Source organism: Pseudomonas sp. PD9R, from assembly GCF_019200975.1.
Lineage (GTDB): Bacteria > Pseudomonadota > Gammaproteobacteria > Pseudomonadales > Pseudomonadaceae > Aquipseudomonas.
Genome location: NZ_JAHTMR010000018.1, coordinates 25,841 through 41,958 on the forward strand (window position 1 = coordinate 25,841; position 16,118 = coordinate 41,958).

Consider the following 16,118-nt stretch of genomic DNA (forward strand, 5'->3'; position numbering starts at 1 on the left):
CGACCTCACAAAATTGCGGCAGCCTTGGTCAGGAACCAGATGATGATCACCACTAGCAGGGCCCCGATGCCGACCACAGCACCCAAGTCCTTCCAGGTCTTGCGCTGGTTCTGCACGTCGGCATAGACAGTTAGGGAATGCCAAGCCACACCGAGAAAAGCGAGCAGGGCGATCAGCAGACCGAGCAGGATGCCGCCGTCGTAGGCGTAGTTTTTGATCGTCTCGATCAACCCGGAACCTTCACCACGTGAAGGAGCCTCCATGGTGGGGAGCTCGGCGAAAGCCAAGCTTGGACCGAGCACCAACAACAACCCGATTAGACGTTGACTGGCACGATCCCGCAGGTTGTTTTTCAGGGGGACAAGGCACTTGAGCATGACGGCGATCTCCAGTGTTAGGACAGGGTGAAGAACATCAAAACCAGCAAGGTGAGCAGCACACGCGCGGCGCTGCCGCCGAAGGCTCCAAAGCGCACACTACCGTTCGCCCAACCCCGGTAAGCCGTCCACATCACCCAGGCACACCAAAGCAAAGCCAGGACGAGAACCAGGGACAACCACAGCGTCGAACTGCTCTGTGCCGAGACGCCGGAGGCGTTTTGAAACGCTGAGCTCTGCGCGTCAGTCATACTCATGGCGAAGGCTCCGCAGGCGGAATGTCGAGGCGGTATTCGCCGACCAATTCAGAGGGGTCGCGCGGTTGGGCGCGAGAGGGGGACAGATAACCCTGCACGCCTTGGCGAATACGTTGGATGTCCTGAGACAGGCGGGGATAGTCGAAGCGATAGCGATCGCCGGGTTCAGCCGTGCTGGCTCCCTCAGCTCGCGTTGCAAGGCGTTCGATGGTGTCGAGTTGCCGCTGGATAAGGCTGAGTTGATCCTGCTCATGAGCCGAGGCGGCATAGCTGCTGCCGTGAACGATAGCCAGTGAGAGTAGTAAGCAGCGAAAGACGGTAGTCGGCATGATGCTGTCCCATATGGAGCTGGGAGCAGAATCAAGTCAAAGGTCGAATTGTTCCGTAAGAAACCTGAGGTCTGATGAATCGCTTTTTTTTCTTGGAAAGGACAGGGAATGTTTACATTACAGCTAATGTGGTCCTTCGATCTTGGGTGGAGAGAGTGGTTGAGGCTCTAGGGAAATCCCAATCTCGATGAGTTTCGTTGGTGATGGTATCCGTTCCATAAGAATACCCAGCAAGGCTGCCTCGGAGTAGAACGGATGGCCGAAATCCTCGCTGCCGACTCGTTTGTCTGTCACAAAAAACGGACGTGAAGTGCGCCGGGCACATGCTGAATAATGGCCAAGATAACGCCTTTGTGCCGCTCGCTGGACGGTTACGGATTCCTTTTATCCTGACGGGTAGTAAGTAGATTTTTGATAGCAAAACCGCCTGCATCGAACACCACAAGAGTTGGTATGGAAGTGATATGGCTATCTCTGACGAACATAAGAGGCTAACGGCGCTGTAAGCGAACTGGTTCCGCAAAAAGAGTCTTTGGCGTGATTGCCACGGAGCTGACTTGCGATCGACACCACATATAGTGGTCCAGAAGAAGAGAGCATGCCAGTCCCAAAGATCCACCAGCACAGTTCACACGTACCTACTGGTCCGATCATGCCGGACTACGTTCGCGAGCACTAGGAACAGCTCCATATCCAATGGCTTGCTCATGTTCGACTACCAATGTAAGTCGATAACAGGTCGATACGGCCGAGCCCCAACTCGTAGCTGATTTGCACTCGGGCATCCTGATCTAGGCGTCGGTCGAGTTGGTAGCAACGGCCACCGTTGATGGGAGCGAGATGATGAGTGATCTGCTCATAGCGTTCGCACGCATAGGCGACCCGAAGTTCGTGGAAGCCTTTGAGGTTGTGCGAATGGAGGATCTCTCGTGCGGGACGAACGATTTGCCGTTGTAAATCGACATAGCTTTCGTTCGGTGCAAGCAGGTTGCGGCTACCGTTGGGCGAAACCTGTTCGGCAAATTTCAGCGCGTCATGAATAGGATCATTTACCGTGATCCAACGAAGCACCGACGCACGTGAACGGCCACCTTGGATGCCGTCTCGGATGTTGATTTTGCCGCAGTGTTCGGTCTCATGTTTTAGGCGCGGTAGATCGGCCAAAATGGCCTCGCGCAAGCGCATGCCGGTGGCTCGCGCCAACTGAACGATAGCCGCCGCGCGCGGCATTTGGTGTTCGCAGAGCACGTCGACGATCCGCTTTACCTGTTCGTGGTCTTGGCCTTGCGGCACCGAGCGACGAACACTGGTGCGCTGCATTCCCAATGCCATACTCGGACTCGGCACCTTCACAGACTGATCGCCGCGAAGCGCCACCATAGTCCGGTTCACGCTGGACAACCGGTTTTGCGCAGTAGCGATGCCGATAGCGCCTTGTTCAACTTGTTGGCGCAGATGCTCTGCGTAGTCCAGCAAGGTCTGCCGATCTATCTGTCGCGCATTGTTAAATCCGGGCCCATCCTCCGAACGACACCAGCGGACAAACGCCTGCCAGCGATCACTGTGCGCCTTGACCGTGGCGTAATGTCCGCCGCCAAAAAAATCACGCAATGCTTTCGGTCCGGCATAACTCAGTTGTCGGCCATAGCCAAAATTGCGCCCGTCTCTTCTACCAACCAATGCCATGATCAAACTCCTCTCGAAGCCAAACACCTGTGAGGGTTGTCCACTAACGCGGGACAGGCGGTTCCTTACAACCGGGAGCTTGGGAATCTCATTAGCTGGCCTCCTGAACACTTCCGCAGATAAGCATTCGTGTCGCACTCAGAGATATTTTTTGAATGTCGCTGCTGTGATGGCCATGGCCACCCCGAGCATCACGGCGCAAGGCACAAAAACAACCATGGGATTGAGCGAAAAGGGCAGAGACAGGTAAAGCATCCAGGGCACGATCAGCAGTGGTATCACTGCGCGCTTGGCGCGGTGATAGACAAAACTGCTTTCTCGCCCGGCTCCAAACTTACGCAGGTCGCGGCGCATTAGGCCATCGATGAAACCGGTGAACATGGCCAGCAGAAACAGGGGAGTCGCCAAGGCCAAAATGGTCAGGCGCACCACAAAGGTGAAGCTGACATACACCGCCGCCAGCACAAAGTCCTCAATACTCACATACAGTTGATTGATCCAGCCCCAGAAACCCTTGCCCTGGCTCGACACCCGCGCCTGCTGTGCAAAGTCCGCAAAACCTGTCTCGACCAACAACCATTGGTTGAGGACGTCCAGCAACTGGACAATCGTTCGCCCAGGCTGGTGGATGATGAGTGAAACTTTGAAGTGCTCGCTGAGCCATCCCAATTCGCTATTCAACATGGCCTGGCTGTGTCGCCAACCCTGATCGCCCCAGAACAGTAGTAGTCCGACGAACTCGATGAGGATCGAGAACAACAACGAGGCCATCAGCAATCCGATGATGCGCAGGACCAAGCTGATCGTCGAGATGATCAACCCAGGGCGCTGGATCGGTTGTGGCGGCGTGTTCTGGGCGGAAGTCGCCATCGTTCACTCCATTGCGCGTTGCAGCGTTGATGTGGGCACTACGTCTTCTGGATCGTTTTCTGCTGAATCGAAATCTGTGGTGGGGTAGGGCTACCCCACCTGATCCAGATTGAAGTTGGTAGTTGGGCCGCCGCCGCTTGCGCTCCACCACTGCCCCGCCTGCGCGTTGTAGGCCGCCCGCATCCGTTGAGTGAGTTCCTGCAGGTCCTTGGGCATGGCGTCGTCGTTGGAGGGTTTAGGTAAAGGCATGCGGACTTTCCAGAGCTGCCCACCGGTCTGGAAGGAGAACATTTGCCCCTTGGGCAGACTGACGATATGCGCTGGCTCGATCAACGGCACGCTGGTACTGCTAACGCGGTCTTGGGAAGACGAAGTGAAGTCTGTGTTGGCCTCAGGGTCGGAGGTGTCGGTGGCGCCGGAGACCAGGGTCTTGGTCAGCACGTTAACCTTGGGCAACTGCTGGGTGAGCAGTTCAGCAGTAGCGGTCTCTCGTACCCGCAGCATCTGCAAGGTGTTGAAGTTACCGATTACCTGGCCGGCCTTGGCGCGGTTGCCGATTCGCGCTTCGATATCGCTGAGGGTCTGGGTGTAGGCCGTCACCTGAATACCGGCACCACCGCCCTTGTTGATCAGCGGGATGAACTCATCGCCCATCAACTCGTTGAACTCATCGGCGTGGAGGTTGATCGGCAACTTGTCACTGTTGTTACCCGATTGGGGCAGGCCATGGTCGATGCCGTGTTTGTAGATGTGTCCGGCGACCGAGACCAAGTCGGCGAACATGGAGTTGCCCACAGCGGCGGCCACCTCGGCGTCGGTCAGTGCATCCAGACCGACGTAGACGATGCCGCGTTTTCGGATGATCTGCATCCAGTCGAAGATTGGTCGCGGGTCATCTAGGTCGGTGTAGTTTGGGGCCAGCAGTTGGGCGGTCTTACCGGTGGTGAGTTTCTCCAGCAGCGGTAGCAGCGAGGCAACGATTTTGTCGAAGTAAGTACGGTCGTAGCGTACCGCCGAACGCAGTCCGTCCAGTACCGGATCAAATACCCGCTTCACCGCCAGGTACTGCTCGATGGCCACCACACGTTTTTCGCGTCCCACCATATGCCGGGGGATGTTCTTCTCGGTGAGCTTGCCTTCAAGCTGGACGATCACTTCCCATGCTTTCTGATCGGTCTTGGCGAAAAACTGCTGGGCGTATTCGATGAACAGTGCGTCGATGTTGACCACATGCCGTTGGATCTGCAGGTAGTCCGGACGTCGGCCCAACTCGATCAGGGCGCGGGCGATGATGTTGACGAAACGCCAGGCAAACTCGCGAAAGGCCGCGGAGTTACCTTCGCCGCTGAGCTGCCCGGCGATGCGTGACGCCACTTCCGAGATACGCCCGAAGCGTCCCACTGCATTGTATCGAGCGGAGATCTCCGGCCAGCCCAGATGGAAAACATAAAACTCCTTATCCCGACCGGCCCGCTTGGCTTCAACGTACATCCGTTTGAGCAGGTCGGCATCGCCCTTCGGATCGAAGACGATCACCACCTCATGTTCGACGCGGTGAATGTCCTGAGTGATGTAAACCTCGGCGAGCCGGGTCTTGCCAACACGGGTCGTGCCCAGCACCAGGGTATGTCCGACCCGTTCGCCCAGCGGCAGACTGACTTCCGTTTCGTCGGGCTCGACCCCATGCAACAGCGGCGAGCCACCGACTGGGGGCAAAGGGCGCAACGGATTGAAGGCACTGTCCCAGGCGGTGACACGCGCCAATGTAGAGAGCGGAAACGGTGCATGTTCCAGGCGGCGTTCGAGTCCACGGGCCAAGCGGTAACAGGTCGGTTGGTCGACATAGTGGGCGACCGCCGGATCCTGGGCTTCGACCAAGCGCTGGGTGTGCAGGCGGGTCCAGCGAAAGCCGCGGCCCATGAACAGACGCTTGCGGCTGACCGGAATCTGCCGACTGGTCAGATCGTAGCGGGGCAGCCGACGGATATTGCGTCGATAACGAAGCACCTCCCAGGCTTGTCTCAGCCGGATAAGGCCGAACAGGGCATAGGCCAGCGCCGCAACCAGCCCGATCTCGGGTGATAGCGCCACAGCCCAGGGGGAGTACACGCACAACACTGCGGCAGCGACGCAGATCGCTACCGTGTACAGCTCCACCGCTGGCCGGAGCTTGGATTCCATCGCATGCTCGGCCATGACCTGACTCACTGTTCCAATGAGGTGGCGGTGATCAAGACGGGGTAGTGCTCAATCTGCAGGCGGGTGGCGATGTCGTTACCGTTGACCGGCAGGATGGTGATGCCCGGAGCGGCTGCTCGAATCCGGGCCAGGACTTCATTATCGGCCACTTCGACGGCCAGGCCGGCTGCACCCAGTTCCTGCAGTTCAGCCGCGCGTTGACGCAGCCAAGTCAGCGACTGGGGATCGCCGCCCACCAGAAAGAAGGGTTGCAGGCCGGGCATTTTCAGAGAGCGAGGCTTGACCGGGCCTGGGCTCAACCGGGAACTACTAATCGGCAGTATCCAGGCCACATCGGCAAAGGTGGACAGGTCCGCATGCACGGGCCGATCAGCCTGAACTCTGTTATTTATCGGCACGCCCATGGCTGGAAAATCGGGTTGGGTGAAGTCGCTAGGCTGATCCCCGGCTACGGTCAGTTCCGGGTGGGCGAAAGGTGCCAAGAGCAGGATGAAACAGGTAAGGGATATTCGCTTCATGGTGGTGTGCCTTGTTCGAAGGAAACCAGCAGTCGTTCGAGTTGTCGGGAAAAGCCGGCGCGGTAACGCGCCGCCGGAGTTCCTCCTGCCGGGCGGTGATAGCGTCCGGCCGCTGACATCCAATCACCGGTGGCGGCGTGATGCTCCTGTAGCAGCGCGGCGGTGACGGCGAGATTTCGGTCGGGGTCGAGGGCTTCACAGGGGCTGGAAAAACGTTGTCCGTGGTAGCCCAGGTTGGTTTGCCCCAGTCCGGCATCGACCCGCTTGGCGTCATGTTGGGCAAGCGCCTGAAGCAAGGCGTGACAGGCGGCCTGGCGAGTGGCGAAGCGGTAGGGTGTTCCGGCGATGTTCAAGGTCCACGGCCAGGGCAGCAGTCGGCCACGGACGCGGATACCACTCTCCTGCAGCGCAATCGCGAACAGCACCGTAGAAGGGATGCCGGCGTCATGCGCCGCCAGTTGATAGGCCGGAGGCGGAAGTTCGTCAGCCTGGACGGCGAGCACCGTCAGCATGAGCGCAATACCACTCAGTCGAGGCGTTGCCATTGTCCGTTCACCTGTTGAAATGTGGCGGGCAATGGCCCCGGAGCACCCAGGCTGAACCAGCGACCACGGTCATGGTTCAGGGTGATCTGCCGGCGTTGAACCTTGGCCGGATCGATGTCCGCTTGCCGAGCCCAGCTACGGACGCGTTCATCCTCGCCTTGGCTGCCCACCAGGTAGATATCGAACGTTGTGTCACTGTTTTGCAAACGTTGTGCTTCAGCGGTGCATGCAGGGCAGTGGTCCTCCACAAACAGGGCTGGGCGCGGCGCGACCGATGAGCTGGTAGGGGACGAAGATGCCATGCCTTGGATCGGCAGCAGCCCGGGAAACAGCTTGGTCCAGGCCGCGGTGTAAGCGTTTTGGTAGGCCAATTCACGCTCGGCGCGTTTGGCTTCCAGTGCTACCTGTAATTCGGCATAGCGCTGGCGTTCTTGGTCGGTCTGCGCCTCAACCCCGAGTGCGGTCAACGGATCGAGGTTCGGGCTCCAGAAACCGCGCGGGCCTGTTTGGATCTGTTCGAAGTGCGTCCATTCCTGCTCCGTCAGCCCCCAGCTCGCCGCCTGTTCAGAGTCAGAGCGCCCCAGCGGAGCAGACTGCGTGTCCTGGGTCCGTGACTGTGTCGTGACGGGGTTGCCCATCGCAGCGCCCATGGCCAGTAACGAAGCGAGACAGACAACGGTGGGCAGTAGCGCTCTGTTCATGATCACTTTCTCAATGGAGGAGCACGGTCTGATCTGGCTGAGCGGCCACCGCGAAGATGGCTGAGTTCGGCTCCAATATTTTCAGGCGCCAAGCCCCTTGCTGCTCACCGCTATGTAGCAGCCGGACATCCGTGAGAGAGCGACTGTCATGAGGTGCGACCGCCAGAAAGCGCTCACCCCCGCGGGACTCGACACTCAACACCGAGAACGGTGGCGAGAGCGGGGTGGGTTTGGGGCGAGCGGTCTTTTTCGGTTTGGTCGCAGAAGGCGTCGGCGGTGGAGGGTATGGCTTTGTCCTGAGGTCCAGGAGCTGCTGCTCGACCTGTTCAAGGCGTGCGCGCAGCGCTGTCAGATCTGCCACGGTGGCGCGGGCTGCCAGACCATCGCGCAGCTCCTGTATTTCTTGCGCCCACTGATCCAGCATCGGATCGAGGGTATTGGCCTGTTGCTCACCAGTATCGACCATCTGCTTCAGGTCTTTCAGCGCGTACTGCAGCTTCTCCTGGGCGTCCTTGAGGGCGCTTGAATCATGTTGCAGGGTGTCCAGGGTTTGTCGGTATTGCGTGTCCGTGCTCTGCAGTTCTGCCATGCGCTGGTACTGGTTATACAAACCACCGCTCAGCCCGGCGACCGCCAGGCAAAGTAAGCCGACAATGAGGGTTTGAAACGTTGAGGCTTTCATGGCCGCGCCTCCAATTGATGGGGCAAGACGGTTGCGATCAGCGCGACACCGGCATCCGTTTTCTGCTGTTCGAAGCAGACCGAACGGCTGACTTCATCGGTCGTGAGTTGCCAGGCGGGGCCAGCCAGCACTTGTAGCGCGCTGTGCAAAGGGATTGGACCAAGCCGGTAATGGGCTGCAGGCAGAGGCCGGGTAAACAGCACCTTCACCGACGCAGTAACTGGGCAAAGCGCATAACCAGAGCGCAGCAGCACGTACTGCAACGCATCCTGCACCGAGGGGTTCAGGCTAGACGGGATGTTCACTTCAATGATTTGGGCAAGAAGATCGCTTTGTTCCGTGGTGGGCTCGGTGCTGACCAGCGTGTAGCGGCCATAACGAAGCTCTGCCGGATGGCTTTCTTCGGCTATGCCCCTCGAGTGCTGGGCCCGATTGGAGCCACTGTCGATCTCTGGATTGGTCGGCAAAGGGTTGGGGATTTGCGCGGTGCAGGCGCTCAACAAACCCAGCAGGCAGACAGGCGTGAAAAAACGCTCCATGGAAGAAACCTCATGTCAGATTCAGTGCAGAACCTGACATGAGGTGAAGGAGCGATTCAGTGAGAAAGTTGATTCAAGGTGGGTCGTGTTAACGCTGAACACGTTGCTATTCATCGAAAATGGCGAGCCCATCCAAGACGGCAGCGTCGGGGTCGAAGATCAACAATCGCACATCCGCCAATGCCGCCAAATACAGTACGTTGACCAAGGCTTCCGGCGTGCCGGCATCGAGTTGCTCTTGCCTCAGCGATGAGTAAGGGCTGCCCTCAATCTTCACCAGGTTATCGTCGGTCCATGGCGTGCCGATCAGTTTGCACCCGACGCCATTGCAGTCCGTCAGGGCAAAGGGTTCGAACAGCAGACCGGTTGGTCTGGAGTCGAAATTGCCAGCCCGGCGTTCCAAGTAGCGCAATGCTTCTTCAGTGAGGTGCGCGGTACTGATTTCCCAGGCTCGACTGTAGTGTCCCGTTTCGAAGCTCAAGCGATGGACCATGGCTTGTGCCTCTTCCAGAGAGTACAGGTCACCGAGGTGATGCAGCTCGTTGAGCATTTCGCTCATCACGGCGTAGATCACTTGGCGCACCAGTCCGGTGGACTGACAGCGTTCATCCAACTCATCCGGAATGGATTGGCCTTCGCTGATCAAGGCGAAATCGTCATTGAACAGGCAGGGGAACAGTTGCAGCTCATCGTCGGGCAGATGGGCTTGTGCATCATGCACGGGTCGAAAGCAGGGAGGGCAGTCGTTTTCGTAGGTGATCAGTAGCAGCCGTTCGATACGAAGGTTGTCGTAACCGCGAGCAAATGGGTTTGAGGCTGTTAGCAGGGCTGGGGCTTGGGGGGCGGGGTTCATGAGGGTTCTCCAGAATGAAAATGAACACGGCGCCTGTAGGCGCCTGTGAGGGTTAAAGCCAACCGTATTCGGCAAGGGAGAGCGGACGACCTTCGCCCACGATGAAGTGATCCAGTACGCGCACTTCGATCAAGGCCAAGGCCTCTTTCAACCGTGCGGTCAAGACGCGATCCGCCTGGCTGGGTTCCGTACAACCTGAGGGGTGGTTGTGAACAAAAATGGCGGCTGCAGCGTTATGTGCTAAGGAGCGCTTAACGACTTGGCGGGGGTAAACGCTGGCGCCATCAATGCTGCCGTGAAACAGGACTTCGAACGCCAACACCCGGTGTTTGGCATCGAGAAATATCACACCGAAGACTTCATGCTCTTGTTGCACAAGGTGCAGTTTTAGGTACGAGGCCACGGCGTCAGGCGACGTCAGGATAGGGCCGCGGGCGAACAGCCGACGATCCAGAATATGCAGCGCTTCGTCGATCAGCTGGTTTTCTTGGACAATGCGATCAGCCTCGAAATCCGAGGTCTCAATCAGTGTGAGTTGGGTGCTCATGGTGGTACCTCCGAAGGGAACAATCAGGGGTACACGCCCGAGGGGAGTGGTGTCCCCGAGGTGGATATAGAGTCGCGGGTATTAGCCGATGACGCGCTGTTTACAGCCGGGTGAATCGGTGGCGTTGACCGTGTAGGGGCGAACCACAGCCGTCGCAGGGCAATGGGGAAAAAGTTTTTACTCCCCAGCCAGTTTCGGGATCGAAGTCGGCACTGATGGGCATTAACCGAACCAGTCCTCGATGGATGCCGGCGATGCGTTTTTCAATTTCATCCTCCGAGTGATACAGCGATAACGCGCTGTAGTCCTCGTAAGCCGCAGCGAACAGGCAGTCGTCGCAAAGCCAGAAGGATTCCACGTTGGTTCTCCTGTGCGGATTGAAGAAAAGGCGCTCGATGGAGCGCCTTGATGAGGAACATCGTGGACTGTTCAGGCGGACTGAACGGTACGGGTGGCCTCACGGCGGGCCGTGCGGGGAGTGGGTGGAGTTTCAGGTTCGACCCGAGCCTCTGTTGGGTTTTCGGTCTCCTCAGCTTCGGTATCAGCCGATGGTGGGGATGGCTCACTGTTTGGCGCTGACTCAGCAGGTGCTGTTGCTTCCTGCCTGGCGGGCGCTTTGTATTCGAACGTGCCGTTGACCTTGATCCAGTCAATGAACAGCAAACGACCTTTCAGGCTGGCGCCTGGCTGACCTTGTTTATCGCCTTTTTCGTAGAGAAACGGGTCGATCCACAGGTCGCCGATACGGAACGACAGCAACACCTTTTTCTCGGCGTTGACGGCGTCCATATAGAGACGAATCAAGCGTTCAGCTTCACCCCCAGCGACTTTGCAGTCGAAGCGGGTGTACTCCACCGCATCGCTGGCACCGTGCAGGGCTGCGATATCGCAGGCCATGAACGGCTGACCGCGGCGGACTTGTACTTCACGAACTCGGTTGAGGTAGCCGATGCCGACGGTGTGCAGGTTGAAGTAAGTGGTCGCTTCTTGGGATTGGTTGGCGTGGGCCATGGTGGTTCTCCTGTTTCAAGGGAAAACGGCGACGCACAGTCCTTGGCGGGGAAGTGAGCCCCCGTCAGGGTGGGTAAGGTGAAGGCGAGCAATGAACGACTCGCCACCGGCAAGCCGATGACGATCAGAACGATGCGTCTGGGGGAATAGCAGTGCAGCAGAGGAGCGTCTGCGGTGGTGATCCGCAGGCATGGGGTAGTGGGCATTCATCACCGCTGAAACGGTAATCGTGCAAGCTTCCGAACGCTGATCGCACTTGGGTAAACCACCACGAACGTGGCGTAGCCTTGAAGGTTCTGGCTACCTGGGCTGGGCTGTCAACGACAGCGACCTACGTCCTTTGTATAAGCCTGTCACAGGGGAGCGTCAAGACGCTGCAACCCGATTTTTTAAGGCCGGAATACGGTGGAAGTCTCTGGAATTAAGAAAAGGGAAAAAATGAAGAGTGGGCCTGGCGGGGTGCCAGGCGAGGAAGAGAAAAACCACCTTTGACGGTCTCACGCAGTCGACAAGCGCCTCGCAACACTTGGTTGAACTGCGCAATGATTCGCCAACCGACCCTTGTCGTGGCCTGGGTCGGAAGCTGCTGGCACGCATCCGCGCACAAAGGGTGCCCCGTGTTTCCCCGGTGGGCTCCGGGACTGAATACGATCGCCGAAGCGGATGACCGCTATTGCCGGGTAGAGGCAACAGTGGTCATCCGCCACCGTGATCAGGTCGAGCATAAAACGGGAATTAAATTCCGCAGAAGAGAAGGCTCCGAACTCTAGGAGTCCGACCGAGCTACCCGGAGCAAATCGGTCTTGGGTCGCCGTTGGCGATGATCCTGAGGCACTACAGCAGAGAGGGTGGGACGACGTCAAGGCAGAGAACTCACCGTTCTCATGATGATCGGCTCATGGCACATTATGAGCGACGCGTATCTTTACTTATTGACACAGTGCCCTTGCAATCCGGATAGCGGGAGCATGACCAGAACGGTCCTGATTTACCCTTTCGTCTGAACATCGAGGCGTTGCACATGGGGCAGCCCGGGCTCGTTTCGACCGCTATTGCCAAAGTGAGCGAGCGGCAGTGTGCGACCAACTGCGCAATCCAGTTCGCCTGCTTGGCAACGAACTCATCCAGGGTCAGGCGTCCCGCTTCGATTTCGTCCAGCGCCTGTTCCCAGATTGCGGTCATACCCGGATCTGCGACTGCTGCCGGTACCGCCTCGATCAGGGTATGGGCCGCGGCGGAGGCCATCAAAGTGCGTTTTTTCTTCAGCAAATAACCGCGATCAATCAACCCTTTGATAATGCCGGCTCGCGTGGCTTCAGTACCGATACCGGTGGTGTCCCGAAGTTTCTGTTTCAGGCGTGGGTCGTTGACCAGCTTGGCGACGTTTTTCATCGCCTTGATCAGATCACCCTCGGTGAGAGGTTTGGGAGCGGCAGTACGCATGGATTTGAGTTCGACATCGTCCACTGCGCACTGCGTGCCCTGTTGCAAGACGGGTAAGACTTGGGATTTGTGACTGGGCTCATCCTCCTCGGTGTTTTCGGAGAGCAAGCTTTTCCAGCCCTGGACCAAGATCAGTTTGCCCACAGCGGTCAATCGTTCTTCGCCACACTCCAGTTCGACCTGGGTACGATCAAACTCATGATGCGGAAGAAACTGCGCTAGGTAGTGGCTACGGATCAGTTCGTAGACATGGCGTTCTTGTTCGGACATCCGCACCAGGTTTGCCGGCTCGGTGGTGGGAATGATGCCGTGGTGTGCGGTGACCTTGGCATCGTTCCATACGCGGGAGCGCAATGATTGATCGAGGCTCCCGAATGCAGGTCTGAGTTCAGGATCCGTTTTGAGCAGGGCATCGAGTACCGCGGGCGCCTCGTTGAACATACTCTCTGGCAAATAGTGGCAATCGCTGCGCGGGTAGGTGGTGGCTTTGTGGGTTTCATACAGGGCTTGGGCGATGTTCAGGGTTTCCTGGACGCCGAGCCCCAGCTTACGCGAGCAGACTTCCTGCAACGTGCTCAGGTCGAAGGGCAGGGGCGGCGGTTCTCGGAAATGCTCAGTCTGCAACGAGAGTACCGTGGCGGACTTCTCGTCGGTGATTGTTTGGACCGCGTGATGGGCAAGCGCCTGTTGCAGGCAACGCCCCGACTCGTCCCGTCCTGAGCATGGCGGTAACCACGACGCGATGAATCGCTGGCCCATCGACGATAGGTGCACTTCAACGTTCCAGTAAGGCACCGGGACGAAGCCGGCAATCGCACGATCCCGATCGACCACCAGACGTAAGGTGGGTGTCTGGACGCGCCCCACTGACAAAATGCCGTCGTAGCCTGCCCGCCGACCAAGAAGGGTAAACAAACGGCTCAGGTTCATGCCGATCAGCCAGTCGGCGCGGCTGCGGGCGAGGGCTGAGTGGTAGAGCGGGAAGGTCTCCTGACCAGACTTCAGCGAGGACAGGGCTTTGCGAATCGACGCGTCGTTGAGTGCGGACAACCAGAGGCGCTGAACAGGGCCTCGATACTTGCAGAGCTCCAGTAACTCGCGGGCAATCATTTCACCTTCGCGGTCGGCGTCGGTTGCGATGACGACGGTGGTGGCTTCACTGAGCAGACGCTTGATGACTTTGAATTGTGCCGCGGTCTTGGGTTTGACCTCGACCTGCCACTGCACGGGAATGATCGGTAGATCATCCAACGACCAACTCTTGAATTGCTTGCCATAGGCTTTAGGCGGTGCTGTCTCCAGCAGGTGGCCGATACACCAGGTGACGGTTGTCTCTGTGCCGATCAGGCAACCATCACCACGCCGGCTGGCTCCGAGTACTTTGGCAATGTCTCGACCTTGGGAAGGTTTTTCGCAGAGGAAGAGGCGCATAGAACTGCTCCGGATTGAGTTCGGAGCAGCGTTGTTGAAAACAGCGGTGGCGAGATATGAGAAACCTGAATGGCAGGTTCCTCATATTAGTCGGCGAGGGCAGCCTTGAAGAGGACGAGATTACTACCCCCGTCGCAGCCTGGACGACAGTGTGGGTCATCACGAGCAGCGCGTAGTAACGGGCCAGCAACTTCGCGCAAAGGCGCAATTTTTATGCCTGATGCCCGTCAGTCCGACGGTGGCGGCCCTCGGCGTTTCTTGGGTTTCGACGCACGTAAACTGACCTGCTCTGTATTTTGCCCGGAGGGTGACGCAGATGACGCCGGTTCACTGGGGCGTTCCCGCATGACCACGTTTTGCACGCGATGAGGCAGGATGCCGACTCGACGGGCCTCGATCTTGAAGGTCACCCGCGCATTGTCTTCGCTGTCCTCCCACTCATCGCGCACTGTGCGGCCTTCGACCAACACACGCATACCTTTTTGGTACAGCGTGCTCCAGTGTTCAGCCTCGCGGTGCCAGAGCTCAACTGGCGCCCAATAGCCGCCTCGATCTTCATAGCTGCCCTCGCGTGGCACGGGGTTGTCGAAGTACACATTCAGCCGCAGCAAGCGCCGTGGCTCGTCATTACCTGAGGCGAACTCCTGGAACTCTGGCGCACTGCCGATATTGCCTTCGCCGACGAAAAAAGTACTCATCGTGATACCTCCACTGCGGGTGTGAACTGGCGCAGCAGCCGTTCGGCACTGGCCATGTTGATCGCGCAGGTCGAGGCCTGGCGGTAGAGTGAATGCACCACGCTCATCTGCAGGTTCAGTGCAATGCGCTCGCATTCGAAACGGTGCAATCTCTCGCGTACGGCCTGCGGCAGGGCATTGTTGCAGACCTGGCGTTCCCAGACCGCTACGCCCATACGGGCGAAGTCACGGGTGCGCCAACGCAAAAAGGTGCTGCCTGCGCTGGTGTTCTGCAGCACTAAACGAATGTCCAGCAGCGAGTAAGGGGGCTGTCCGGCTTGCTGCACCACAGCCTCCATCAGGCGACATAACTGCGCCTCGATTTCCCTCGCTACCTGCGCCAGGTGCTCCAACTCCCCCTTACCCTTAAAAGGTTTTAAAAGGCCTTTTAGGGAGGCTGCGTGTTCGAGCTGTCGATAGGCATCCGGTGTTAACGCTTCGAAGGGCATTGGTTGAGCCGGGATCATCGGATTCATGCTTCGTCCTCCGGCTCATTCACTGTCGCAGACGACGCTCCCGCGTCCTCTGCCAACGCGTCGGCGTCATCCGCTGCCACCGCACCACGGCGAGTGATTGGCGGCGCGAACTGGGAGCGGCGATGACCCTCCAGGATGTCCATCGGGGGCAAACCCATCTTCTCGATGGCCGCAATGGCACGGGCGTTGTTCGCCGCCATGTCATCGCGTGTGACGCCGGCATGCCGATAGCGCTGGGCCTGGCCGAATAGGCTGCGCAGCAGATGGGCGCCATCATCGATCCAGGCTTCCATGTCGACGCGGCCGATCAAGGCGGTGTGATGGGCCAATAAGGTACGACGCACCAGGGTGTCGTAGTCGGTCAGCAGGTAGACCGCCAGAAAACCCAGCTGGCTGCCGATGTACAACGGCAAGGTGACGGGGTGGATGTTGAGGTTGTCGCCCATGTCGATCTGTGTCGGCAGGTCCTGTCTGATTCGGTCCAGCTGTTGGGTCAGTTCCAGCATCCCAGCCTTGGCCTGCATCAGTTTTTCTTCGAGTTGCACGATGGCCCAGTCGGCATAGGGATCGTCCTGGGCCGCGGTTTGTTTGATCAGGTTGGTGACGCTGATGTAGCCGGCCATGCCCATGATCGAGTGGACGCCTTCACGTGCGGCCCGACCTTGCCAGATACGGGCGGCGTGGTGGGTGTGCAGGGTCAAGGTGATGCTGCTGCGCAATGAACCCAGATTGAGTTGATAGTGATCGGCCACGGTGTTGTCCTCGCATTCGCTTGGACGGGAACGTTGCGACAGATGAGGGTCAAGGACAGCCAAAAAGCTGAATGCGGTCTGTTCGGTTTGGTTTAAGAGGGCTAACTACTGACGTCTACGTTCATAGGAGGAGATGTCCCGGCTTTTCCCTAAAAGTTTCATAGT

The 16,118-nt window shown here is 58.3% G+C and carries 19 protein-coding genes; all 19 read right to left on the reverse strand.

Features of this window, described 5'->3' with window-relative positions; genetic code table 11:
• Positions 1-5 precede the first annotated feature (5 nt).
• Positions 6-377, reverse strand: coding sequence for a TIGR03745 family integrating conjugative element membrane protein (locus KUF73_RS26380; protein ID WP_003174125.1), 372 nt, complete (start codon positions 375-377; stop codon positions 6-8).
• A 17-nt stretch (positions 378-394) separates the two neighbouring features.
• A complete protein-coding gene (locus KUF73_RS26385; protein ID WP_218440914.1) occupies positions 395-634 on the reverse strand; it encodes a TIGR03758 family integrating conjugative element protein in 240 nt (79 codons plus the stop codon).
• On the reverse strand, positions 631-963 hold the full coding sequence (locus KUF73_RS26390) for an RAQPRD family integrative conjugative element protein (RefSeq protein WP_218440915.1): 333 nt from the start codon (positions 961-963) through the stop codon (positions 631-633). Before KUF73_RS26390 ends, KUF73_RS26385 begins: the two co-directional genes overlap by 4 nt.
• Before the next feature lie 705 nt (positions 964-1,668).
• On the reverse strand, positions 1,669-2,649 hold the full coding sequence (locus KUF73_RS26395; protein ID WP_218440916.1) for an integrase domain-containing protein: 981 nt from the start codon (positions 2,647-2,649) through the stop codon (positions 1,669-1,671).
• Between the two features lie 138 nt (positions 2,650-2,787).
• Positions 2,788-3,519: a TIGR03747 family integrating conjugative element membrane protein gene (locus tag KUF73_RS26400; RefSeq protein ID WP_218440917.1), complete on the reverse strand. Its 732-nt coding sequence runs from the start codon at positions 3,517-3,519 to the stop codon at positions 2,788-2,790.
• A 90-nt stretch (positions 3,520-3,609) separates the two neighbouring features.
• Entirely contained in the window at positions 3,610-5,715 is a 2,106-nt protein-coding gene (traD, locus tag KUF73_RS26405) for a type IV conjugative transfer system coupling protein TraD (protein WP_218440918.1), read from the reverse strand.
• An 8-nt stretch (positions 5,716-5,723) separates the two neighbouring features.
• A complete protein-coding gene (locus KUF73_RS26410; protein ID WP_218440919.1) occupies positions 5,724-6,236 on the reverse strand; it encodes an integrating conjugative element protein in 513 nt (170 codons plus the stop codon).
• The gene (locus tag KUF73_RS26415) at positions 6,233-6,781 is read right to left on the reverse strand and encodes a lytic transglycosylase (RefSeq protein WP_218440920.1); all 549 of its coding nucleotides are present in this window, start codon (positions 6,779-6,781) and stop codon (positions 6,233-6,235) included. The genes KUF73_RS26410 and KUF73_RS26415 overlap by 4 nt, the downstream gene beginning before the upstream one ends.
• A complete protein-coding gene (locus KUF73_RS26420) occupies positions 6,763-7,482 on the reverse strand; it encodes a TIGR03759 family integrating conjugative element protein (RefSeq protein ID WP_218440921.1) in 720 nt (239 codons plus the stop codon). The genes KUF73_RS26415 and KUF73_RS26420 overlap by 19 nt, the downstream gene beginning before the upstream one ends.
• A gap of 10 nt (positions 7,483-7,492) precedes the next feature.
• Positions 7,493-8,164, reverse strand: a complete 672-nt coding sequence (locus tag KUF73_RS26425; RefSeq protein ID WP_218440922.1) for a chemotaxis protein — start codon at positions 8,162-8,164, stop codon at positions 7,493-7,495.
• Entirely contained in the window at positions 8,161-8,703 is a 543-nt protein-coding gene (locus tag KUF73_RS26430; protein ID WP_218440923.1) for a PilL N-terminal domain-containing protein, read from the reverse strand. The genes KUF73_RS26425 and KUF73_RS26430 overlap by 4 nt, the downstream gene beginning before the upstream one ends.
• A 106-nt stretch (positions 8,704-8,809) precedes the next feature.
• Entirely contained in the window at positions 8,810-9,556 is a 747-nt protein-coding gene (locus KUF73_RS26435) for an ABC transporter substrate-binding protein (RefSeq protein WP_218440924.1), read from the reverse strand.
• A 52-nt stretch (positions 9,557-9,608) separates the two neighbouring features.
• Complete coding sequence (radC, locus tag KUF73_RS26440) at positions 9,609-10,103, reverse strand: DNA repair protein RadC (protein ID WP_218440925.1); 495 nt, start codon at positions 10,101-10,103, stop codon at positions 9,609-9,611.
• 100 nt (positions 10,104-10,203) lie between these two features.
• The gene (locus tag KUF73_RS26445) at positions 10,204-10,461 is read right to left on the reverse strand and encodes a hypothetical protein (protein ID WP_218440926.1); all 258 of its coding nucleotides are present in this window, start codon (positions 10,459-10,461) and stop codon (positions 10,204-10,206) included.
• A gap of 71 nt (positions 10,462-10,532) precedes the next feature.
• Positions 10,533-11,114, reverse strand: coding sequence for an STY4534 family ICE replication protein (locus tag KUF73_RS26450; RefSeq protein WP_218440927.1), 582 nt, complete (start codon positions 11,112-11,114; stop codon positions 10,533-10,535).
• A 906-nt stretch (positions 11,115-12,020) separates the two neighbouring features.
• On the reverse strand, positions 12,021-13,988 hold the full coding sequence (locus KUF73_RS26455; RefSeq protein ID WP_218440928.1) for a DNA topoisomerase III: 1,968 nt from the start codon (positions 13,986-13,988) through the stop codon (positions 12,021-12,023).
• 227 nt (positions 13,989-14,215) lie between these two features.
• Positions 14,216-14,686 (reverse strand): single-stranded DNA-binding protein, encoded by a 471-nt coding sequence (locus KUF73_RS26460; RefSeq protein WP_218440929.1) that lies wholly within the window; start codon positions 14,684-14,686, stop codon positions 14,216-14,218.
• On the reverse strand, positions 14,683-15,201 hold the full coding sequence (locus KUF73_RS26465) for a DUF3158 family protein (RefSeq protein WP_218440930.1): 519 nt from the start codon (positions 15,199-15,201) through the stop codon (positions 14,683-14,685). Before KUF73_RS26465 ends, KUF73_RS26460 begins: the two co-directional genes overlap by 4 nt.
• Complete coding sequence (locus KUF73_RS26470) at positions 15,198-15,953, reverse strand: PFL_4669 family integrating conjugative element protein (protein ID WP_218440931.1); 756 nt, start codon at positions 15,951-15,953, stop codon at positions 15,198-15,200. The genes KUF73_RS26465 and KUF73_RS26470 overlap by 4 nt, the downstream gene beginning before the upstream one ends.
• Between the last annotated feature and the right edge of the window lie 165 nt (positions 15,954-16,118).